14 protein-coding genes are annotated in these 22662 nt (G+C 38.9%); 10 read left to right on the forward strand and 4 right to left on the reverse strand.

What is annotated here, in order from left to right; genetic code table 11:
• Nucleotides 1-84 precede the first annotated feature (84 nt).
• Nucleotides 85-1314, reverse strand: a complete 1230-nt coding sequence (locus NH288_RS04525; protein WP_265213426.1) for an aminopeptidase — start codon at nucleotides 1312-1314, stop codon at nucleotides 85-87.
• 942 nt (nucleotides 1315-2256) lie between these two features.
• Here NH288_RS04525 and pepF point away from each other — a divergent pair.
• Nucleotides 2257-4056 (forward strand): oligoendopeptidase F, encoded by a 1800-nt coding sequence (gene pepF / locus NH288_RS04530; protein WP_265213428.1) that lies wholly within the window; start codon nucleotides 2257-2259, stop codon nucleotides 4054-4056.
• Nucleotides 4057-5189: 1133 nt separating this feature from the next.
• On the forward strand, nucleotides 5190-11609 hold the full coding sequence (locus NH288_RS04535) for a G5 domain-containing protein (protein WP_265213430.1): 6420 nt from the start codon (nucleotides 5190-5192) through the stop codon (nucleotides 11607-11609).
• A gap of 179 nt (nucleotides 11610-11788) precedes the next feature.
• Here the strand turns inward: NH288_RS04535 and lepB are convergent, their stop codons facing one another.
• Nucleotides 11789-12343, reverse strand: a complete 555-nt coding sequence (gene lepB, locus NH288_RS04540; protein WP_265213432.1) for a signal peptidase I — start codon at nucleotides 12341-12343, stop codon at nucleotides 11789-11791.
• Between the two features lie 9 nt (nucleotides 12344-12352).
• Nucleotides 12353-13372, reverse strand: a complete 1020-nt coding sequence (locus NH288_RS04545; RefSeq protein WP_265213434.1) for a M42 family metallopeptidase — start codon at nucleotides 13370-13372, stop codon at nucleotides 12353-12355.
• A gap of 78 nt (nucleotides 13373-13450) precedes the next feature.
• On the opposite strand from NH288_RS04545, the gene NH288_RS04550 reads away from it, so the two are divergent.
• Together NH288_RS04550 and NH288_RS04555 are read left to right on the forward strand one after the other, a co-directional pair.
• On the forward strand, nucleotides 13451-13957 hold the full coding sequence (locus NH288_RS04550; RefSeq protein WP_265213435.1) for an LURP-one-related/scramblase family protein: 507 nt from the start codon (nucleotides 13451-13453) through the stop codon (nucleotides 13955-13957).
• Between the two features lie 8 nt (nucleotides 13958-13965).
• Complete coding sequence (locus tag NH288_RS04555) at nucleotides 13966-14421, forward strand: hypothetical protein (RefSeq protein WP_265213437.1); 456 nt, start codon at nucleotides 13966-13968, stop codon at nucleotides 14419-14421.
• A 57-nt stretch (nucleotides 14422-14478) separates the two neighbouring features.
• Here NH288_RS04555 and NH288_RS04560 read toward each other — a convergent pair whose 3' ends face one another.
• Nucleotides 14479-16182 (reverse strand): DUF2207 domain-containing protein, encoded by a 1704-nt coding sequence (locus NH288_RS04560; RefSeq protein ID WP_265213439.1) that lies wholly within the window; start codon nucleotides 16180-16182, stop codon nucleotides 14479-14481.
• A 163-nt stretch (nucleotides 16183-16345) separates the two neighbouring features.
• Here NH288_RS04560 and NH288_RS04565 point away from each other — a divergent pair, with 163 nt between their 5' ends.
• The 6 genes from NH288_RS04565 (at nucleotide 16346) to NH288_RS04590 (ending at nucleotide 22658) form a co-directional block, all read left to right on the forward strand.
• On the forward strand, nucleotides 16346-17692 hold the full coding sequence (locus NH288_RS04565) for a TrkH family potassium uptake protein (RefSeq protein ID WP_265213440.1): 1347 nt from the start codon (nucleotides 16346-16348) through the stop codon (nucleotides 17690-17692).
• Between the two features lie 10 nt (nucleotides 17693-17702).
• Nucleotides 17703-18356 carry a potassium channel family protein gene (locus NH288_RS04570; protein ID WP_265213441.1) on the forward strand — a complete coding sequence of 218 codons (654 nt, stop codon included), beginning with the start codon at nucleotides 17703-17705 and terminating at the stop codon, nucleotides 18354-18356.
• Between the two features lie 281 nt (nucleotides 18357-18637).
• On the forward strand, nucleotides 18638-18934 hold the full coding sequence (locus NH288_RS04575; protein ID WP_265213442.1) for a DUF3842 family protein: 297 nt from the start codon (nucleotides 18638-18640) through the stop codon (nucleotides 18932-18934).
• A gap of 263 nt (nucleotides 18935-19197) precedes the next feature.
• Entirely contained in the window at nucleotides 19198-20844 is a 1647-nt protein-coding gene (locus tag NH288_RS04580; RefSeq protein WP_265213444.1) for an ABC transporter substrate-binding protein, read from the forward strand.
• 1 nt (nucleotide 20845) lies between these two features.
• Nucleotides 20846-21820, forward strand: a complete 975-nt coding sequence (locus NH288_RS04585; protein ID WP_265213445.1) for an ABC transporter permease — start codon at nucleotides 20846-20848, stop codon at nucleotides 21818-21820.
• Entirely contained in the window at nucleotides 21813-22658 is an 846-nt protein-coding gene (locus NH288_RS04590) for an ABC transporter permease (protein ID WP_265213447.1), read from the forward strand. The genes NH288_RS04585 and NH288_RS04590 overlap by 8 nt, the downstream gene beginning before the upstream one ends.
• Nucleotides 22659-22662: the final 4 nt, after the last annotated feature.

The following is a 22662-nucleotide window of genomic DNA, read 5'->3' on the forward strand; positions in this document are numbered from 1 at the left end:
GTCGAAAAAAGGGGTGTGGTGCTTTGCTTGGTCGAAAAATGATTTTTAGTTTATTTTTATAAAGTTATTTACTTCTCTATATCTTTAAGCAAAATTACCATTCACAAAGATTGGGTATTCTTTTCCGTCCTTGTATCCTTTTATTTCTAGATCGCTTGTTCCTACCATGAAGTCTTCGTGGATTAGGGAATCATTTAGGCCGGCGCTTTTTACCTCATTATCAGCTAATTCTGTTCCTCCCTTAACGCAGGTAGGGTAGGCCTTGCCTAGGGCGAAGTGGCAGGAGGCATTTTCGTCAAATAGGGTGTTGTAAAATAAGATATTTGAGTTAGAAATTGGGCTATCATAAGGCACTAGGGCGATTTCACCTAGGTATTTTGAGCCCTCATCAGAATCTAGCATCTTAGCTAGGGTATCCTTGCCTTCCTTAGCATCAAAATCAATAACCTTTCCATCTTTGAAGGTAAATTCAAAATTATTTATAACTACGCCATTATAAACAAGTGGCTTAGATGCGACAAGTCTGCCGTCTACGCCGTCATATTGTGGGGCTGTAAAGACTTCTTCTGTTGGCATATTTGGTATGAAGGCATCTCCCTTGGCATTGGTAGATCCTGCACTCATCCAGATGTGGTCTTTTGGTAATTTAACCTTAAGATCTGTGCCATTGGCTGCCTTATAGGTCACATAGTCAAATTGGTGGCTGTTTAAAAATTCTGCCTTTTCATTTAAAGTAGCTATGTGATTTTCCCAATTGGCCTTTGTTTCTTCCCAAGAATCAGCTACTCTAGACACATCAAGGATGACTTCCCAAAGCCTATTTACAGCTTCTTCACCCTTAAGGTCAGCAAAGACCTTTTCTGCCCATTTTACTGATGGAACAGAGATAACAAGCCAAGATACAATGTCATTCATGGTGTATTTTACAAAGTCTTTCATCTTTAGGGAACGAGATCTGATAGCCTCAGAAATCTTTGCCTCATCAAGGCCAGCCAAGAGGTCTGGGTCTTCAGAAACTATAGATATCCTATTTGACTTCTTCTCAGCTATCTGGTAGCGGCTCTTTTCAACCACCCAGTCAGGCACTTCGTTAAGAGTCTCCTGGCTTTCATATTCGTAGGAAAGTCTAGTAAGGGTATCATCAACCCAATTTATAGACACCTTGCGAGCTCCCTTTTCATAAGCAGCCTTAGTCATAAGACGGGCAAGTTCAGGTGCTTCCACAGGGCTAGTAATTAAAACATCCTCGCCCTCTTGCACATTAACACCAAACTCAACAGCAAGCCTGGCAAAATTTTCAATTCTTTTATTCATAATCTTCTCCTAACATATTAATCTAATCTAACTATACCTTTTCTAACATGGATATGGGAAGCCTCAAGACAAAGCCCAAATCCATCCCACTCATCTCGAACGAAGTGAGAGAACTTATGGGTATCTATATCAAAGGTTTTGTAAGTTCATCGTCATTAGCAATGTCCTATCACACAAAAAAGACGAGCGTAGGGGCTCGTCTTTTTTTGGTTGAGACCATGCAATATTCTTGGAATTCATGGTTGATGTTAATATACCAACATTTAAGAAAAATTAAATAACAAAGTCGATTAGAAAAACCATCCCCATCTCCCAGACAAAGCCCAAAGCCCGCCCACCCATCTCGAACGAAGTGAGAGATCTCATGGTTATCTATATTAAGGGTTTTGTAATTACATCGTCATTAGGAATATATCGAAAATTCTAAAAATTATCCTCAATCAATAATCAAACCCTATCTCCCAAAACAAAGCCCAAAGCCCGTCCACCCATCTCGAACGAAGTGAGAGATCTCATGGTTTTTTATATCAAGGGTTTTGCAATTACATCGTCATTAGCTCACTACTTCCTACAAAAAACCTTTTAATAGTAAAAATCTTTATCAAAGCCAAGAAAGGGATATAATATAAATAACTTAGAAAAGATTTATTAGGTAAATTTTAAAAGGAAGGTAATCTTTTTGCTAATAATGCTCCTATTCGTCGCGTCATTAGCAAAAAATTACATAAGGTTTCTCATTTGTTTTTCTTCGCACTTCGTGCTTGATAAACTGTGAGAACCATAAAAATTTTACCTATAAAACAAAGCACCCCAGCTAGGGCTGGGGTGTAAGGAACGTAATGTTTCTCATCAATCTAGTCTTCGTGCTTCGCACTCGACTATATTGTGAGAACCATAAAAATTTTATCTATAAAATTTTTATTACCATTAAGGAGGATTAACATGAAAAAAAGAAACGAAGTTGACCCAAAGGAAATTTGGGCTATTGAAGATTTATATGCTACAGATGAAGCCTTTTATGCTGATATAAAAAAACTTGGCGATATGGCTGATAAATTCAAGGAAGATTTCAAAGACCTAAAGACTGCTGATGATGTTTATAAGTCCCTTGAGGCCTATGCTGAGATTTCTGGCCTTACAGATAGGCTTGGCACTTTTTCTGGAATTTCTAAGGAAACAGACGCCACAGATGATGCCATGGCCAAAAGAGATGCCAAATTTGGCAGCGAATATGCAAAAATTGCGGCCACACTCTCTTTTTATGATTCAGCCTTAGTCAAGGTTGACCCAAAAATCCTAGACCAAGTGGCCAAAGACCACCCAGGCTATGAATATTACCTAAAAAGAGTGAAGGATGAGGCCAAATACCTATTAGATGAGAAGACAGAAGCAGCCCTTGCAGCCCTTGCCCCAACCTTTGATGCCCCATATGTAAACTACAATGACATGCGCTATGGGGATATGGAATTTGAAAATATAAATTACAAGGGCGAGGAAGTTGTCCTAAACCACAACACCTTTGAGGAATACCTAGAAGGCGAGACCGACACAGAGCTTAGACGTAAGGCCTTTGCAGATTATCACAAGGTCCTAGGAGCCTATCAAAACGCAGACGCATCAGTCTACAACACCCTTATCCAAAACGAAAAAATCATGGCAGACCTTCGTGGTTACAAGTCAGTTTTCCATTATCTCTTAGCTCGCCAAGACGTGGACTTTGATATTTATGAAAACCACATCGACATAATCATGGAAAAACTTGCCCCAATCATGAGAAAATATGCTACAATCATCAAAAACCACTACGGCCTAGATGAAATGACCTATGCAGACCTAAAACTTGCCATAGATCCAGAATATGAGCCACAGGTATCAATCGACCAGGCTAGAGATTATATAGCAGATGGCCTATCACCACTAGGCGAAGAATACATCGGATACATGAAAAAGGCCTTTGCCGACAAGTGGATAGACTATTCACAAAACATAGGCAAGAGAACCGGTGCCTTCTGTGCATCCCCTTATGGATCCCATCCATTTATCATGACTACTTACAACAATTCCATGAGCCAAGTCATGACCCTCGCCCACGAACTAGGTCACGCAGGCCAAGGAATTTTGTCAAATGACAATCAAAATGCCCTATCAAATGACATGTCCATGTACTTTGTAGAAGCTCCATCCACAGCCAATGAAATAACCATGGAAAGATACCTCCTAAAGAAGGCAGAAGATGACAGGGAAAAGCTCTGGGTCCTAGCCACAATGATAGGCAAGACCTACTACCACAACTTCGTAACCCATTATCTTGAGGCAGCCTTCCAAAGAGAAGTCTACAGGAGAGTAGATAGGGGTGAAAGCCTAGGAGCAGAAGACTTTAACACAATTTTTAAAGAAAAACTAGAACAATTCTGGGGAGATGCTGTAAAACTAAATGAGGGAGCAGAACTCACTTGGATGAGACAACCTCACTATTACATGGGCCTTTACTCCTTCACCTACCAAGCAGGCCTTACAGTAGGAACAGCCATTTCAGAAAAAATAGTCCACGGCACAGAAGAAGACAGAAAAACCTGGCTAGAAGTCCTAAAAATGGGCGGCTCACGTGGTCCAATAGACCTAGCCAAAGCAGCTGGAGTAGACATGAGTACTACTAAGCCAATAGAAGATGCCATCGACTTTATCGGGGAAATTATTGATCAGATAGATGAATTGATGGGTAAGCTTGATATGTATAAATAAAGTGGTTTTCCCATCCGAGATAATGGTAGTAAAAACTTTTACTAAAGTATCAGACCTTCCATCAATTTGATTTCATCAAATTGGGATAGGACTTCAGTTTGCAAAGTTTTTACGGTTTTCAAAATTTCTCAAGGTGCAATGCACTGCAGAAGAAATTTTAGAAAAACCTTATGTAATTTTGAACTAGCCCGTCCGGCTCGGGGAGGACCGATGTGACGAATAGGAGCATTGATTGTAAAAAGATTACGTTCTCTACAAAATTTTCTCGAAAATTTTGCGTTTATTTGTTTTTAATAACAAATTCTATATCTTTTATATGTTTGCTTTATTTACAACTGAATCTTCGTCCAAGGGGGAGAGCCAAGGGAAGAATTTGCCCAAGCGGCTTAGAGCGCCGCATGTTCCCTCACCGGACGGAAACCCGTTTGCTACGCAAACTTCTTCGTGCTACCTCACTATGTTTCCGGCATAAACGCCCCAAATCAAGGGGCGTTTATGTCCCCCTTGCACCCCTCTCGGCTACACCCTCCAAGCGGCCCCTTAGCGGGGAGCATGAGCATATGTTTGCCTTTGGCAAACTTACATTGGATTGGTGGATTGGTCTTCGGAGTTTATATTAACATCTTAATAGGTGTTTAATTAGATTTTTTGGGTTCTATCACCTTTACAATGTTTAATAAATAGGAACCTTTATCTTTTCCTGTCATTCTGATGAACGGAGTGAGGAAAAATCTTATATAGGCTAGTCATGTAAGCTATTAGTAAAAATAAACATTATCAAAATCTTGCCTCCCTTCTTTGAGAGGTTTTTGGTTTTAAAAATCTTTTTATCTCTTTTAATTCTCTACAACAAAACTTAGAGTAATATGATAAAAAACTTGTCAATATCTTTAAAATTTGAAAATGGTGTATTTAGCTCTTTTACTTGCTTTTTTGGAAAGCTTTTCAATAAAACTAAAAAGATGCTGAATTAGTGAGTTGAAGTGATTGTTAAATTCGTGTTAAGTATTGAAATTAAGAGGGTTTGGCCCTTGAATTGTTTTCCCTATTCCGGTATGATATTTAGCATGTAAATTTAGAATTATTTTAATATATATTGTAATAATTAAATGGAAATAAAAGAAAGGAATTCTATGAACAAGAAACAAAACCTCCTAGCCATAGCCATATCCGCCTCCTTTATTTTAGGTGGTGCAAATGTGGCTCAAGCTAGTGATAATCCGACAGCCACGGTTGTTGAAGAAGAAAATATCGGTAGTCAAGTCGATAAAAATGTAGTCGAAAACAATCCAGCAGCAACAACTCCTCAAAAAACCGAGAAAGATGAGGAAGGCAAAGATGCTGGAAAAGAAGAAGCTCTATCAATTAGCACAGCACAAAATAATAAGGAAACAACAGCTGATTCTACAAATAGGTCAGCCAATATAAACGAAAATGCTGATCCTGAGCCAGTTTCTCTTCAAATTAGTGAAGAAAAAACTCCAGAAGCTCAAAAAGCTTTTGAATTAAAAAAACCAACCCCGGTAGGAGTATATGATCCTAAGAATTTGACAGAGGAAGAAATTGAAAATGTCAAAAAGGCTGTAGTTAAAGCAAATCCAGATGTTAAAGCTAGTTCTATAACTGTTTCAAATGACGGCGCAGTTAAATTTACTGACCCTGATGGCAATGAACAAACTTTAACTCCGGCTGAAACAGTAGTCAAAGACTATAGCATAGATGAAGCAAAAATAAAAAACTTCAATGAAAATGAACGCTACCGTTCTACCCAAATGGAACAAGGAAATGGTCCTACAGCATCTTTTGATAATCTTGATAAAGAAAATAGTTTTATAGACGGCTATCGTTATAAAACCTCAGAACCTAGTGCATCTAGCCCTGACAAGAAAAAATGGGGATATGAGATTGAGATAGACAAGGAAAAAGGTCAAAGAACCTATACAGATTTTGCATTTACAAATTCTGGTCTTATGGGTGGAGTGCTTGGTACTGGAAATGTACCTGCAAAGTCACCAGAAGATGGAGCTCTTGCAGATGGCTTTAAAACCCCTAATTATAAAGCTAGCACAGAAATAATAATAGATGGAAGTAGACAACAAAGAAATTTGAATGCAAATGCTACTGAAAAAGACCTAGAGCATATTAATAATATTAATAACAAGAACACAACTATGGCTTGGGAAGGCCATTATTTAAAAGACAATGCTAATGGATTAAAAGCTACTCAAGGTGATAATGCTGCATTCAGCTTCACAGTCAACCCATGGCCAAATGAAAATGATAAGCTTAATCTAATTAAGTTACAAGGTGAGTATAAGGACAAGGTCTTTGTACAAGGTCAAAAAGTAAACACAGGTGTCAAAGTTCAAAATCTTGATGAAAATGCCAAGAAAAGACTTGTAGGACAAGTCTATAATCCAAACACTGGTAAGGTTGTTCCTGGAGCAAAGGCTTATATAGATGAAAATGGCATCGTTCAAGTCGAAATGCCACAAGGTGTAATTAACAAAGATGGTACACTAAACAAAGATTCTATTTTCTATAAAGATAATGACTACAAAGGTATTCAATCCCTAGATGTTAGATTCTTTGCCCGCCCTAGAACAGAAGCAGAGTTTAGAGCAGTCGGTAAGGAAGCAAACTTTGGTGAAGATAAATACACATCAACAGGAGCTGGTACAAAGACAATCAACCACAATGGAGAAGACGTTAAAGTAGATTTACAAGGTATAGACCGTTACGACCACTATAATCTTATCGGTAATTTAAAACTAAATCTTGACGATACAAGGTACTACGACCAAGGCTTTAAAGATGGTAATGAAGATGACACTTCTAAACACACATCATCTGAAGTAAAACCAGGTGAAGAGTTTGAAGTTAATCTTTATGTACCAGAAGATAAAAAAGATAAGGATGCATTTCCAAATCAAAAGACACCAGATGAAATGGAAGCTGCTAAGAATGATAAGCAAGCTATAGGTTCTATTGATTGGCAATTTATAAATAAAATAAATGAAGGTAAGAAAGAAAAAGATAAATGGAAGCTTGAATATGATGAAAGTACTCTTCCTACGAAATTTAAAATTACACCACCAAAATCCGCTAAGGCAGGAGACTTTGTAGCTGTACCATTAACTTATACCTACACAAATGGATCTACAGATACCCACTGGTTCCACTTTGTAGTTCAAGATTCAACTAATAATAGACCAGAATATCATGTACAGATTGATTATCCAGCTATAGAACAAAAATCAACTCCTAAGCTTCCTGAAAACCCTGATAACAAGAAGCTTGAACCAGTAAAATACGAACTTAAAAAAGGTGTTGAGTTTAAGGACGATCATGGTAATGAGTGGGATGTTTCTATTGATGAAACAACAGGTGTAGTGACAGCTAAACCAAAAAATCAATCAAACTTTAGTGGTGGAGAAAAGCTTGAAGTACCTGTAGTAGCTCATTATCAAGACAAGAATGACCCAGAAAAGGTTATAACAGAAGAAGATATAATTGCTGAATTTTCTATTAAAGAGAGATTCAATAAAACTCCTCGTTACAACGCCAAGGCAGGTAAGACAGGAGATGAACTTTCTTCAGATATTATTCTTGATAAAAATGACACTTATAATAGAGAACCAGGTAAGTTTTCTCTTGCATCTAATACATTTGTAGATGATAAGGGTAATACTTGGAATGTAAGTATAGATGAAAATTCAGGTAAGGTAACTGCAACTGTACCAAATGCAGAAGAAGGAAAGACTGTAGACGGAGCCCTACTAAATGTCCCAGTAACAGCTCACTACTATGAAAAACAAGGTGACAAACTAGTTGAATCTGGAACAAAAGAAGTAGAAGCCCAATTTATGGCCTATGGTACAAATGGTAAAGTTGAAAAAACAGTAGAAGTTCCTTTTGAAACTAAGGTAGAAAAAGATCCAAAACTTAAAAAAGGTGAAATCAAAGTTATCACCGAAGGTGAAAAAGGATCTAAGAAAGTAACCTATACTATCGAAGATTCTAAAATCATAAAAGAAGAAGAACAAGAACTAAAAGCGCCACAAGAACGTCTAATCCACGTTGGTGAAGGTGTGAATGATGGCACTCACAAGATTGAAGAAAAGGTTGAAGTAGGATTTGAAACTGAAATCCAATTTGACGACAGTCTTGCTCCAGGCGAAACCAAAGAAATTCAAAAAGGCGAAGCCGGAGAAAAGAAGAGAGATGTAAATCTTACAATAGAAGATGGCAAGGTAACAAAGACTGAAACAGGTGAGTTTACTGTAACTAAGGCTCCTAAAAAGAGAATTATAAAAGTAGGTAGAAATACCGAAGGTAAGGTAGAACACAAGGAAGAATTGCCATTTAAATATAAGGTTGAAGAAGTAGACACACTCAAAAAAGGCGAATACAATATTGTAAAACCAGGTAAGGTTGGAACAAAAACAACAACTTGGACAATCAAAAACTCCAAAGTCGATGGAGAGCCAACTGTAACAGAAGTTGCTGCAGAAGATGCCCTAATCCAAGTAGGTAAGGGAACTGTTGAAGGAACTCACGAAGTAGTTGAAAAGAAAAATATAGATTATAAAACTATAATCGAATACGATGAAAACCTAGACGCTGGCCAACAAGAAGTTGTTAAAGAAGGAAATCCAGGAGAACAAGAAAGAACAAACACACTTGTTATCAAGGATGGCCAAGTAACTGAAACTAAAGAAGGCGAATTCAAGACAACTAAAGACGCAACTGACAGAGTTGTAAAAGTTGGTACAAAACCAGTGACAAAAGTTGTAGAAAAACCATTTAACACAGAATATGTTTATGACGAAAACCTCGAATCTGGAAAAACTGAAGAAGTGACCCCAGGTAAAAATGGTAAAGTTACTATCACAACAACTTACGACAAGGACCAAAAGAAGGTTGTAACTTCTGAAACTGAAGAAAAAGGTCAAAATAGAGTTGTTAAAATCGGTGGTAAGACTAACGGAACTGAAAAAGTTAAGGAAGAAATTCCATTTGAAGTAGAAGTTAGAAAAGACCCATCACTTAAGAAGGGCGAATGGAAATACGCCAAAGATGATGAAGGAAATGAACTAAAGGGTGAAAAGGGTGAACAAGAAAAGACCCTAACTATAGAAAACTCTAAGGTAACAAATACTTCTGAGCCAACAGTAACTAAGAAAGCTAAAAATGCGGTAATCCTAATTGGTGAAGGAACTAACGACGGTACTCACGAAGTAGTTGAAAAGAAATCTATCGATTATAAAGTAAAAGTAGAATACGATGAAAATCTAGATGCTGGCCAATTGGAAGTTGTTAAAGAAGGAAATCCAGGAGAACAAGAAAGAACAAATACACTTGTAATCAAGGATGGTCAAGTAACCGAAACTAAAGAAGGTGAATTTAAGACAACTAAAGAAGCGACTGATAGGGTTGTAAAGATTGGTACAAAGCCTATTACTAAGGTAGTAGAAAAACCATTCAATACAGAATATGTCTATGACGAAAACCTTGAATCTGGAAAGACAGAAGAAGTAACACCAGGTAAGAATGGCAAGGTTACTATTACAACATCTTATGATAAGGACCAGAAGAAGGTTGTAACTTCTGAAACAGAAGAAGCTGGTCAAAATAGAGTTGTAAAAATCGGTGGAAAGACCAATGGTACAGAAAAAATCGAAGAAAAAGTCGAAGTACCATTTAAGACAATAGTAGAATTTGATGATAGCCTAAAACCAGGTGAGCAAAAAGTGACCCAAGAAGGTGAGCCAGGTGAAAAAACTAGAACTACAACCCTAACCATAGAAAATGGCAAGGTTGTGAAGACTGAAAATAGTGATTATACCGAAACCAAGAAGCCTACAGATAGGATAATCAAAGTGGGAAGAAACACAGATGGCAAGGTAGAACACAAGGAAGAAATACCATTTGGCTACAAGGTAGAAGAAGTAGATGACCTTAAGAAGGGTGAATATAGAATTGTAAAACCAGGTAAGGCCGGTACAAAAACTACAACATGGACTATCAAAAATTCTAAGATTGATGGAGAGCCAAAAGTTGATATCGAACCAGCAGAAGATGCTCTTATCCAAGTAGGTAAGGGAACTAAAGATGGATCTCATGAAATAATTGAAAAGAAAGAAATTCCTTTCAAGACAAAGATTGAGTACGATAAGTCCCTTAAACCAGGTGAAGAAAAAGTTGTTCAAGAAGGTGAACCAGGCGAGAAAGAAAGAACTAATACTGTTATCATCAAGGATGGTGAAGTAGTAGAAACCAAAGAGGGCGAATTTAAGATTACTAAAGAGCCTGTTGATAGGATAGTAAGAGTTGGTAACAAGCCATCTGATGGTGAAATCACAAAAACTTTCGAAAGAGAGATACCATTTGAAACTGAGTATATCTACGATGAAACTCTTGAAGCTGGTAACCAAATTATAGAAAAAGAAGGTAAGCTAGGTAAGGAAAAAGTAACTATCACTCAAAAGGTAGAAGATTCTAAACCTGTAGGCGATCCAAAAGAAACTACAGAAAAGATTACCGATAAAGAAGACAGGGTAGTAAGAGTAGGTATGAAACCAGTAGTAAGGGAAACTGAACTTGGTCACAATACAGAATACAGACACAACCCAGAGCTTAAAGCTGGAGAAGAAAAGGTAATCGAAGAAGGATCTAAGGGATCTGTAAAATATACAACATTCTTTAACAAGAAGACAGGTAAGCTTGAAGTCAAAGAAGAAAGAACTGAACCAAAGAATAGAGTCGTAGAATACGGTTCTAAGACTGATGGCGAGTTCAAATTTGAAAGCGAAAAAGCTTATGATGTAATAATCAGGGAAAATCCTAACTTAGATGCTGGTAAGCACAAGGTTGTTCAAGAAGGTATACCAGGTAAGACTGAAACTACTGTTAAGGTAGAAAACAGCAAGGAAGTATCAAGGGATACAAATACAATCAAAGAAAAACAAGACATGATTATTGAAATCGGTACAAGAAATGTCTGCGAAATCCCACCTCAACCAGAAGGTCCAAAACCAGATCCAAAAGATCCAAAGCCAGAAGAAGATCCAAAGAATCCTCAACCAGAAGGACCAGAAGATCCAAAGGACCCTAAACCAGAAGGACCAAAAGATCCAAAGGACCCTAAACCAGAAGGACCAAAGAATCCAAAGGATCCTCAACCAGAGGGACCAAAGAATCCAAAAGACCCTCAACCAGAGGGACCAAAGAATCCGAAGAATCCTCAACCGGAAGGACCAAAGAATCCAAAAGATCCAAAACCAAATGAACCAGGCACACCAGGCGAGACACCAAATAGGCCAAATGAGCCAGGTGAAGATCCTAAGACTCCACAAGGTCCAAAGGAAAATCCAAAGGCTGAGGAAAAAGGAGAAGTAAGTACTCCAGTTGCTGATGAAAAACTTGCTAAGAAAGAAAACAAGTCAACAAATCCAAAAACAGGTATAGGATCAGTTGCACCAATTGTAACAAGCATGGGCATATCAATAGCTGGACTTCTAGCGACTAAGAAAAAGAAAAAAGAAGACTAATAAGTTTTCATTTAAAAAGTAGGTAGGCAAAAGCCTCCTACTTTTTTCATGGAAATTATTAGATTAAAAGTCAAGACCCTGTCGTTATTCTTAAGAGTAAAGCTAGGGGGGATTTCTATAATCATAAATTTTCCCACAAAAAATCAGCTACCAAGCACTTGCCTGGAGCTGATTTTTCTTTAATAGGTTTTTATTTTATTAAGTGGGTAGATTCTCATTATGGCTTCGCCAACGAAGTTGTCTTTGGATACCGGGCCAAAGTTTCTGGAGTCGTTTGATTTAACCCTATTATCTCCTACTAGGAAATACTCATCATCTCCTACAAACCAACCTGTCGTTTCGCTTGTGGCTTCTGTTATCATTCCCTCATCTAGGTAGTCTTCTTCTAGCTTCTCATCATTTATATAAAAGCTTCCATCTTTAATCTCGACCATATCGCCTGGTAGGCCGATTACCCTTTTGATGTAAAGCTTCCAAGGCTCAGTTGGGGAGTGGAAGATTACTATTTCGCCTCTCTTATAGCCTTTATTTAGGCTTTGTGGTAGCTTATTTACAAGCATTATATCTCCTGTGGCTAGGGTGTGGTCCATGGAGTGGCCTGATACTGCTGTAAGGCCCAAGACGAAGAATTTGATGGCAAAGACTATTAGAAAGATTGCCGCAAAGCTTTTATAAAATTCCCAAATTCTGCTAAGTAGGCCTTGTTTATTTTTATTATCTTTATTATTTTCCATCTTTATCTCCTATCTTTGGATGAAGTCTACTAAGAGGTCAAAGAGGCCCTTGATTGCCTTTTCGTGAGTCCTCTCATAGCCGTGGCTAGCTGCTACACCGCATCCCACTAGGGCGTGCCTATAGTCATAATCACTTGCCACAGCAGCTGATGCATCAGATCCGTAGAATGGGTAAATATCTACTCCGTAGTCTATGCCGACCTTTTTGGCGGTGGCTATTAAATCATTGGTTAGGTCATAATTATAAGGACCTGACGAATCCTTGGCACAAATTGATACCTTAAGCTCATCGCAGGTTAAATCATCGTGGACTACTCCCATATCGACTGCGACCATATCGGAAATGCCAGCAGGGTGTCCTGAGCTTGCCCCGTGGCCTACTTCTTCATAGACTGTAAACATCATGTATAAAGGACGGTTTATCTTTATATCCTTATCCTTAATTTCCTTGGCTAGGGCAAGGAGGATGCCTGCTGAGGCCTTATCATCTAGGTGGCGGCTTTTGACAAAGCCATTGTCTATCCTAAATCTAGGGTTAAGGGAGATGAAGTCCCCATTTTCTATGCCTAGGGCCTGAGTTTCTTCCTTAGAATGGGTGATGGCATCTATTACTACTTCCATGGTGGTATCATCACGTTTGGCCTCTCTTGGGTCGGATGAACCGTGGACTGCTGGATTATTTAGCCTGCATACTCCAGTATATTCCTTGCCAGATCTGGTGTGGATGGTGACATTTTCAAATTCTACAAAATTATAAGGAAAACCACCGATTGTAGTAAGCTTTAGGGCGCCATTGGCCTTTATTGACCTAACCATAAGACCTAAAGTATCGACGTGGGCTGATAAGAGTAGGCCATTATTTCCTTCCATTTCATTTATTGGGACTATGACATTGCCCTTCTTATTTGTGTAAGGCTTATAGCCTAGCTTTTCAAACTCATCGCAAAGGTATTTTGTGGCCTTCATGGTAAAGCCTGTTGGTGATGGAGTATTTACCAAGTCTTTTATATAATTTGTGATTGTATTCATATTCTTCCTTTCTTTTCTCGGGTATAATCTAATATAAATACTATATTATAAATTGTGATAAAACCAAAGGAGTTTTATATGAAAAAATACTATTTTAAGGAAAAATTTTTTAAAATAACTGACAAATATTGGATTATGGATGAAAATAATGACAAGGCCTTTTATCTGGATCAGGATTTTACCTTTTTTGGCTATAGGTCAAGGGTTTTTGACAAGGATATGAAGGAGGCCTTTAAGGTTGAGAGAAAAATCCTATCCTTTTTGCCTACTTATTTTGTAGATTTTAAGGACGGAAGCCAAATGACTATCAAGTCTAGGCTAAGTTTTTTGAGAAGAAAGGTCGATATAGAGACAGATTTTGGGACTATTTACCTAAAGGGATCTATTTGGGATTATAATTTTGATATAAGCCTTGATGGCAAAAAGATTGGGGAGATTTCTAAGGTATTTTTCGCCATGACTGACCAGTACGAGCTAAGGGTCCTAGATGAGGACTATACTGAAGCCATGCTTGCCCTTGTAATATGTTTAAATAATATCAAGGACAGCGAAGCGGCTGCAGCTGCAAATTCTGCTAACAACTAGGAGGACTTATGATATTTATCTTAGCGGGGGTTTTTGCCCTCTTAGGTCTTTATAACCTCTATCTTTTTTCAGGGATTGAAATTAGGGTTAAATTTACCAAGGTAGACTTGGCTGTATATCTAATGATGCTAGTCATGTTTGCCATCTACCAATGGGTTTTTAAGCCTTATATTATAAACACCTTAGCCATTGGCCTTGCTATAATTTTTTGGAACTATTCGGGCATAATTGCCAGGGGCTTTAGCAAGGATTTTCTTTATACCAATAAGCTAAATCCCTTTTTAAATAAAAAAGTAAGCCTTGATGAGATTAAGTCTGTGACCCTGTCAAGAGCTGAGAAAAACCTCCTTCTTATAGTATATTTCAAGGAGGCCAACGCCCAGGATAATATGAGATTTGCCTATAAGAAGGAAAAGGACCTTATTAAACTTCTCAAGGGGCAAAAAGTAAATGTGATTAATTAGAAAAACAAAACACCTAGAAGGAGCAAAGTCCTTAGCTAGGTGTTTTTGTTTTAAATTTTAGCGGCCGCCGCCACCTCCACCACCGAAGGATCCGCCGCCTCCGCCTACTGATGTGGCACCGCCAAAGCCGGCATTTGAAAAGCCGGTGGCCTCACCATAAGATTGGTTGATGGATTTTGAAAAGCCTCTGGAGTTTGTAAATAAATATGGGTAGTAGATGAAATTATTCATATAATAGTCATCTCTTTCTACTATTTTTTCAAAGCTTTCTCCAAGGCCTAGGATTTGGGCATAGACTAGAAAGCCCTTCCACTTAGGCATCTCTTCTTGGCTTTTTTCTCCAACAAGCTCGTAAGATGCAAGGTAGTTTTTAAACTTGCATAGGTCCTCATAAAGGCTTATGCCCTTTTGGGTCAACCTTAGCTCTGTGCCTGTCCTTGATGAAGATAGGAAGGTCTTTTCGTACTCATAGTCTTCGATGTAGCCTTTTTCCTTGAGAGTCGCAAGAGAAAGATCTTCTAGGTCCTCATAGAAATTATCGAGGGCGTCCTTATTTTTTTCTAGGTATTTTTGATAGGCATAATCTGTAAGGAAGCCATCATGACTTCTTAGACTTGCCTTATAGAGGGTGTCGAAATATTTGCTTTCAAGGGCTCCCATATTGTCTGGTCTTTCTAGGATTTTGATTTTCTTTTCACTAACTAGGCCATACTTATCCTTGCCCAGGTCGATTTTTTTAGCAAGGGCCCATTTGAGGATGAAGGCATTTACATAGTCTTCGGCTAGACCTATGGAATTGATATAGGTCTTTTCTATAATAAAGGCCAAGTCTTCGATGTGGCCATCATATGGGATATCTTTTAAATATTCCCTGCCAAAGTCCTTTGGCTTTCTAAGGTCTTTGAGATTTGTTATTCTTTTTTCAGAAAAAGATAATTTGGCGGCACGGATTCCTGCAAAGGCTCCTGCAAGACCCGTGGCACTAGCAAAACCTATTAGAATTTTAGCCCAAACTGGCATCGGGGGCTTGTAGGCCTTGCCTTGGTTTTCTTCCCATTTAGAGCCCTTCACAGCCTGGTCGGCATAGTCTTTGAAATTCTTATCTTCCCTGTAGGAAGCAGCAAAGGTCCCCTTTGGAAATTTGATCATGACTGTGGCATAGTCAATCCCTCCAGTAGAATTAAGTTCTATGACCCCGTCCTTATTTTCTATATTGCCCTTAAGGCCAAAGCCCCAAAACTTCACATCCCTTTCTATTGGCTTGTAGGAGGTGATTTTGATATTGACTTTTTCTGGCATGGGGTCAAAATCATCTCCCACAAATTTGAAAAAGACCATGTCAGAATCATTTAGGCCTATGGCTAGGGGGCTTATCTTGTATCTAAGGTCGTAGACATTATCTTCATACTTGCTTATGCCCCAGCAAAGCTCGTATCCATCGTCTTTTTGGACTGTGCCGTAGCGGAAGGCCTTTTCTTCAAAGGACTTGTCAATATCCCAAGGGTCGGCTTTTTCAAAATCCTTGCCAAAGGCAGATACAGAAAAATCTTCGATTTTAAGGCCCCTTAAGTTATTTATGGCCTTGTATCTTTCTGTATAGTCTGTGTCATTTTCATCTATATGCCAAGTTTCCTTTATAGAGCCGATTCCCTTTTCATCGAGGCTTGCTTCTATATTTATTTTCTTAAATTCATCAGCCAAAGCCTCTTTGGGCAGGAAAATTATTAGGCTTAGGGCTAAAATTGTGAGTATCTTTTTCATGGTCATCCTTTCTTTGTGTCTTCTTATATATTATTTTACCCAGAATGAAAATTTTTGTGCTATTTTTTAACAAATAGCCTTTGACAAATCTATAAAAAACTGTAGAATTTAGCTAGTTACTCCCTTTTCTTTTTATGAAAAAGGGCTTTGTTTAGGAGTTAATATGGAAAAGAATTTTTTATCCAAAATATATGACAATATAACCCACAACCCGCCTATGGTCCTTACCCTGGGCTTTGCCATTGTGATTACAATCGGAGCTTTGCTATTAAGGATGCCATTTTTTTCTCGTAGTGGTAATGAAACGAGCCTTATTGATGCCTTATTCGTGGCAGCTTCTGCTTCTTGTGTTACAGGCCTTACCCCTGTCAATACCCTCGAGCATTGGAATTCTTACGGTCATCTTCTACTTATTGTCCTTATCCAAATTGGAGGCCTTGGGGTGATGAGTATTACCTCAATGATTCCTCTAATTTTGGGCAAGAAAATTGGCCTAAGCTCTAGGCAAATTCTTAAGGAGCAGCTAAATGTGGAAAGCCTGGAGGGCATGATTGCCTTATTTAAGTATGTGCTTTTCTTCTCTTTTGGGGTTGAGCTGATCGGGGCTATGATTTTAGCTATCAGGTTTGTTCCGATTTTTGGCCTTGCTAAGGGCCTATGGGTTTCTATTTTTCACTCTATATCAGCCTTTTGTAATGCTGGCTTTGATATTTTGGGTGATAGTATCTATCCTTTTAGGGATGATTTGCTTGTAAATTTCACCCTGGATGGCTTAGTTATTATCGGTGGTCTTGGCTTTGTGGTGACAAGTGAGCTTTTTAGGAGGAGGTCTTTTGAAAAGATTTCAACCCATTCTAAGCTTGTCCTAAGCCTTACAGGCATCCTTCTAGCTGTGGGTACCCTTGGATTTTTCATCCTTGAAAAGGACGGAGGAGTCCTTGTTGGGGAGGGCCTTGGGGCATCTCTTACAGAATCCTTTTTCCAATCCACTGTAGCAAGGACGGCAGGCTTTTATTCAGTTAAGCTTGAAAATATCAAGGATTCTACAGCCCTTCTTTTGGCAGGTCTTATGTTTATTGGAGGCTCTCCAGGTTCAACTGCAGGAGGCATTAAGACTACAACCTTTGGTGTGCTTGTCTTATCAACTATTGCAGTTATAAGGGGAGAAGATGAGCCGGTTTTATTTAAAAGACACATAGGAGAAGAAACAGTAAGAAAGGCCCTTGCTATCTTTGCTGTTTCTGTGACAATTATCATTTCTGTAAGCTTTATCCTTACCATTACAGAAAAGGCAGGTCTTGTAGAAATTTTCTATGAGACCGTATCAGCCCTTGCCACAGTAGGAGCCAGCATGGGAATAACCTCGAATCTTTCAACTATCGGCAAGCTTCTTATAACCATTTGTATGTACCTAGGCAGGATTGGCCCAATGACCATGGCCTTTGCCTTTGGCATGAAGACTAGAAAATCACTAATCAGATATCCAGAAAGTTTTATATCTATAGGATAAAGGAGTAAATATGAAAAATGTTATCGTACTAGGCCTAGGCAGGTTCGGATCTGCCCTAGCCCGCAAGCTATCAGAAAAAAACATAGAGGTCATGGCTGTAGATATGGACTATAACAAGATCCAAAAGCTAGCAGACGATGTGGCCTATACCGCCCAAGCAGACATCACAGACCCTGATGCCCTAAATGAATTGGGAATCAAAAACTTTGATATAGCTATAATTGCTACAGGATCAAATCTTGAATCAAGTATAGAGGCGACCCTTCTTTGCAAGGATGCCGGTATTGAAACTGTAATTTCCAAGGCTACATCCCTTGTTCAGGCTAGAATTCTTAAGAAAATTGGGGCAGACAGGATAATTTTCCCAGAAAGAGACAGCGGGGAAAGGCTTGCAAGGCTTATTTCTGGATCAAATCTTATGGAATATATCCAATTTTCAAATAAATTTTCTATGGCCGAGGTCAAGGCTCACGAGACTTGGGTTGGCAAGAGTCTAAAGGATTTGGATTTTAGAAATAAATTTGACCTAAATGTGGTGGCCTTTGAGAGAAATGGCGATATGATCGTATCTCCTCGCCCTGATGAGGTTATAGAAGAATATGACCTCCTTGTAATAATTGGAGAAAATAAAGACATAGAAAAAATCGAAGAATGTGATAATTAGGAAAACGAAAGCTTTTATGTAAAGAGCATGGATTAAATATGAAAAAAAATTCGTGAAATAGTTTGCATAAGATAAAATTTGTGTTATAATAATAGCAGCTATCAAATTAGCTAGGTTTTTCATTATTAATTCCTTTATGTTTTCCCTTATGAAAACAAGGACTAACTTATTCTTTTCTATGTGAAGGGTCCCTTATGGGGCCCTTTTCATATTTAATAAATCTTTTAAAAAACATTTTCTTATGTTATAATAATATCGTAATCTTCTATTAGGGGGAATTTATGAAAATACTAGTAATAGATGCCCAGGGCGGGGGTCTTGGCAAAGAGCTTATAACAAAATTAAGGGCCCGCCACAAAGACCTTGATATAACATGTGTTGGGACAAATTCTCTAGCCACAAGCGCCATGCTAAAGGCTGGGGCAAATAGGGGAGCTACTGGAGAAAACCCAGTAGTGGTAAATGCCGCCAAGGCTGATATAATCCTAGGACCCATTGGGATTATGCTTACAAATTCCCTATATGGAGAAATCACAGAAAAGATTAGCCAGGCTGTATCCTTATCGCCTGCAATCTAAATCCTAATTCCCTTCAGGCACGATGACAATATAATTGTAGGAATTTCCGATTATTCGATTAAAAAACTTGTCGACCTTGCCATGATAGAAGTTGAAAAGAATTTATAAAATGCAGGGAGCATTTTAGGTCGCAGAAGTGGCCGGGATAAGAATATCCAAATTCCCTCGCTAAAGAGGGGCAAATATTTAAGCAATTATACTAAGAAGGTATAGGAAACTCAGACGGGCTACCTATGCCTATTTTTATTGTAAAAGGAGAATTTATGAAGAAAATACTAGGAAAAGTCGTTGGTCTTTTGGCCCTAAGCCTTGCACTCACAGCTTGTGGGGCTTCTAAAGATGAAAGTAAGACTGAGACAAAGACAGAAACAAAGACAGAAGTAGCATCAAGCCATCCAAAGGATGAACTAATACTTGGCATCGGCTCTGAGCCGGAAAAGGGCTTTGACCCAATCCATGAGGCAAGCCATTCATCAAGCTTACTTTTCCACTCATCCCTACTTAAGAGAGACTTGGACCTAAATATAGTAAATGATTTGGCAGAAGATTATAAAATCTCAGATGATAAGCTTACATACACAGTCACCCTCAAGGACGGTCTTAAATTTTCTGACGGTACAGATTTAACAGCTGATGATGTTGTCTTTTCCTACAATAAGGCTAAGGAAGAAAATACTGCCGGAATCAACCTCACCCGTTTCATAAAGGCTGAAAAAGTCGATGATAAAACTATAAATCTTATCCTAGAAAAGCCAGATATTTCTTTTACAACCACCATGGCATCTCTTGGAATTGTAAGCAAGGACAAATACAAGGAAGGCTATGGGGAAAATCCTGTAGGCTCAGGTCCTTTTAAGCTTGTCGAATGGAAAAAGGGCCAAGAGATGATAGTAGCACCAAATGAATACTATTATGGTGATGCGGTCCCATTTAAGAAAGTGACTTTCATTTTCTTTAAGGATGATGACGCTGCTCTTGCCACAGCCAAGGAGGGCCTTTGCGATATTATTAGAATCCCTTATACAGCCAAGGATATGGAAGTAGAAGGCTTCCACCAGCTTTCAGTTAAAACCGTAGATAATAGGGGAATCTCCCTTCCAGTTGTGGCTAATACTGGAGAGGTCACAGACGATAAGACCCTAGCCCCAGGTGCACCAATTGGAAATGATGTTACAAGCGATATAGCCATAAGAAAGGCCCTAAACATAGCCATGGATAGGCAAGAGATAATAGATCATGTCCTAAATGGAGAGGCCACCAAGGCTACATCCATAGCAGATAATCTTCCTTGGTATAATGAGGAAACAGCTGATATCAAGGATGGAGATACCGAAGCTGCTAAGAAAATCCTAGATGAGGCAGGCTGGATGCAAGGCCCTGACGGCATCAGGGAAAAGGACGGAGTGAAAGCCAAATTTGACCTCTACTATGCCTACCAAGATAGGGAAAATCTCGCAGTATATTTCGCTGAAAAGGCTAAGGAAATTGGCATCGATGTAAATCCAATCTATGGAGACTGGGACTTTTTTGCAGATAAGATGTATAGCCAGGCAGTCCTCTTTGGTTGGGGCGGCTACGACCCACTAGATATGTATTATTCTTATGCTTCAAAATTTAGGGGCTATGACTATTACAATACCAATTTCTATGCCAATGAAAGGGTTGATAAATATTTTGAAGATGGCCTTTCAGCAGATAATTTGGAAGACTTTTATGATAATTTCAAAAAGGCCCAATGGGATGGAGAGAATGGATTTTCTTGGAAGGGTGATTGTCCTTGGGTATGGCTGGTAAATGAAAACCACTTATATCTTGTAAGAGATGGCCTAGAGCTTGGCAAGACTAAGATTGAGCCACACTCATCTCGCTACACCCTCATAGATTCTATAGCCAACTGGAAATGGGAATAAGATGGGGAAGAAAATTTTAAGGGAGCTTGTCACCTTTATTCTTTTCATTCTGGCAGTATCTTTTATAAGTTTTTTGCTCTTAGACCTTTCGCCAATTGACCCCATAGCCTCCTTTGCAAGGGCTAAGGGAAGTGGGCTTGATCAAAGTCAAAAGGCAGCCCTAATTGCCAAGTGGGGCCTTGATAAGCCCCTTTTTGAAAGATACCTAAGCTGGCTTGCCAATCTTGTTAGGGGAGATTTGGGGATTTCAAATATTTATAATAGAGAGGTTATTGCCATAATAAAAGAGGGCTTTGCTAATTCTTTTGTGCTAATGGCCCTAGCTTGGATTTTGCAAGGGGTCTTGGGTATTTTCTTGGGCCTTGTGGCAGGGGCAAATATTGGAAGTCTAAAGGATAAATTTATCAAGGCCTATGCCATAATTTTTGCATCGACCCCTAGCTTTTGGCTGGGCCTGGTCTTGATTATGGTTTTTTCCCTTAAGTTTAAGCTTTTTCCAGCCTCTATGGGATCTCCTGCAGGAGTTTTGACAGAAGATATCAGCTTTGCTGATAGGCTCTACCATATGGTCCTTCCTTGCCTTTGCCTAAGTCTGGTAGGGTCTTCAAATATCATCCTCCACACCAGGGCTAAGACTGAAGATATCCTAAATGAAGACTTTGTCAGCTATGCCAAGGCTCGTGGAATGACAAAGAGTGAAATTATTAGCAAGTACGCCCTTAAAAATTTGATTTTACCAGGTCTTAGTTTGCTCTTTACGTATTTTTCGGAGCTTTTTTCTGGGACCATTTTGGTTGAAAATGTCTTTTCCTATCCAGGCCTTGGGTCTCTGACTGTAGAAGCTGGCCTTAGGTCTGATGCACCGCTGCTTTTGGGCCTTGTCCTTTTTTCGTCGATTTTTGTCTATCTGGGTAATAGGCTTTGGGATTTAATCTTGCCAAGGCTAGACGTAAGACTAGGAGGGGCCTATGAATAGGAAATTAATCGGAAAATCTCCAATGAGCCTTAGAAAAAAGACCTTGATAGAGATTGGCCTTGCCATATTATTTGTGGCCTTTATCTTTATCAGAGGGGCAATGATTAATGAAGGAGACCTATCAATTGATTTTGCAAATAAATTACAAGGGCCGAGCCTTTCCCACATTTTTGGGACAGACCAAACTGGCAGGGACATGTATTTAAGGACAATCAAGGGCCTTGCTACTTCCATACAGATTGGCTTTTTGGGTTCTCTTTCAGCTCTTCTTGTGGCAAGTGTCTTTGCTCTTTTCTTAAGCTTTGGCAATAAGTATCTGGATAAGGTCATTAACTTTATAATTGACCTAAGCCTTTCCATTCCCCACATGATGGTCCTAATCCTTGTGGCAATCGCCGCAGGCAGGGGCCTTAGGGGCGTGATTTTAGGAATTGGTCTTACTCACTGGACAGGCCTTACCAGGCTTTTGAGGGGAGAAATCCTTGCCCTTAAGGATGAAAATTATATAAAGATATCAAGGGCTTTGGGCAAATCTAGGTTTTATATTTTTAAAAACCACATCCTGCCAAAGATTTTCCCACAGATGCTTGTAGGACTTATTTTGCTCTTTCCCCACGCCATCCTTCATGAGTCAGCCATTTCCTTTCTGGGCTTTGGCCTTTCCCTATCTAGTCCATCTATAGGGATAATCCTATCAGAATCGATGAAATACCTTATAGGTGGATCATGGCATCTGGCCTTTTTCCCAGGGCTTTTGCTTTGCTTTTTGGTTTTTGCCATAAATAGGCTGGGTGAAGATGTCAAACATTTGCTAGATCCTTACTCATATCACAGGTGATTTT

The organism is Anaerococcus sp. NML200537 (assembly GCF_026131715.1).
Lineage (GTDB): Bacteria > Bacillota > Clostridia > Tissierellales > Peptoniphilaceae > Anaerococcus > Anaerococcus kampingae.

What these genes read in the sequence shown, in the direction of transcription:
- NH288_RS04590 (WP_265213447.1), top strand. Translation starts at nt 21,813, where the DNA reads ATGAATAGGAAATTAATCGGAAAATCTCCAATGAGCCTTAGAAAAAAG.
- NH288_RS04555 (WP_265213437.1), top strand. Translation starts at nt 13,966, where the DNA reads ATGATATTTATCTTAGCGGGGGTTTTTGCCCTCTTAGGTCTTTATAAC.
- NH288_RS04535 (WP_265213430.1), top strand. Translation starts at nt 5,190, where the DNA reads ATGAACAAGAAACAAAACCTCCTAGCCATAGCCATATCCGCCTCCTTT.
- lepB (WP_265213432.1), bottom strand. Translation starts at nt 12,343, where the DNA reads ATGGAAAATAATAAAGATAATAAAAATAAACAAGGCCTACTTAGCAGA.
- pepF (WP_265213428.1), top strand. Translation starts at nt 2,257, where the DNA reads ATGAAAAAAAGAAACGAAGTTGACCCAAAGGAAATTTGGGCTATTGAA.
- NH288_RS04560 (WP_265213439.1), bottom strand. Translation starts at nt 16,182, where the DNA reads ATGAAAAAGATACTCACAATTTTAGCCCTAAGCCTAATAATTTTCCTG.
- NH288_RS04575 (WP_265213442.1), top strand. Translation starts at nt 18,638, where the DNA reads ATGAAAATACTAGTAATAGATGCCCAGGGCGGGGGTCTTGGCAAAGAG.
- NH288_RS04525 (WP_265213426.1), bottom strand. Translation starts at nt 1,314, where the DNA reads ATGAATAAAAGAATTGAAAATTTTGCCAGGCTTGCTGTTGAGTTTGGT.
- NH288_RS04550 (WP_265213435.1), top strand. Translation starts at nt 13,451, where the DNA reads ATGAAAAAATACTATTTTAAGGAAAAATTTTTTAAAATAACTGACAAA.
- NH288_RS04570 (WP_265213441.1), top strand. Translation starts at nt 17,703, where the DNA reads ATGAAAAATGTTATCGTACTAGGCCTAGGCAGGTTCGGATCTGCCCTA.
- NH288_RS04585 (WP_265213445.1), top strand. Translation starts at nt 20,846, where the DNA reads ATGGGGAAGAAAATTTTAAGGGAGCTTGTCACCTTTATTCTTTTCATT.
- NH288_RS04580 (WP_265213444.1), top strand. Translation starts at nt 19,198, where the DNA reads ATGAAGAAAATACTAGGAAAAGTCGTTGGTCTTTTGGCCCTAAGCCTT.
- NH288_RS04545 (WP_265213434.1), bottom strand. Translation starts at nt 13,372, where the DNA reads ATGAATACAATCACAAATTATATAAAAGACTTGGTAAATACTCCATCA.
- NH288_RS04565 (WP_265213440.1), top strand. Translation starts at nt 16,346, where the DNA reads ATGGAAAAGAATTTTTTATCCAAAATATATGACAATATAACCCACAAC.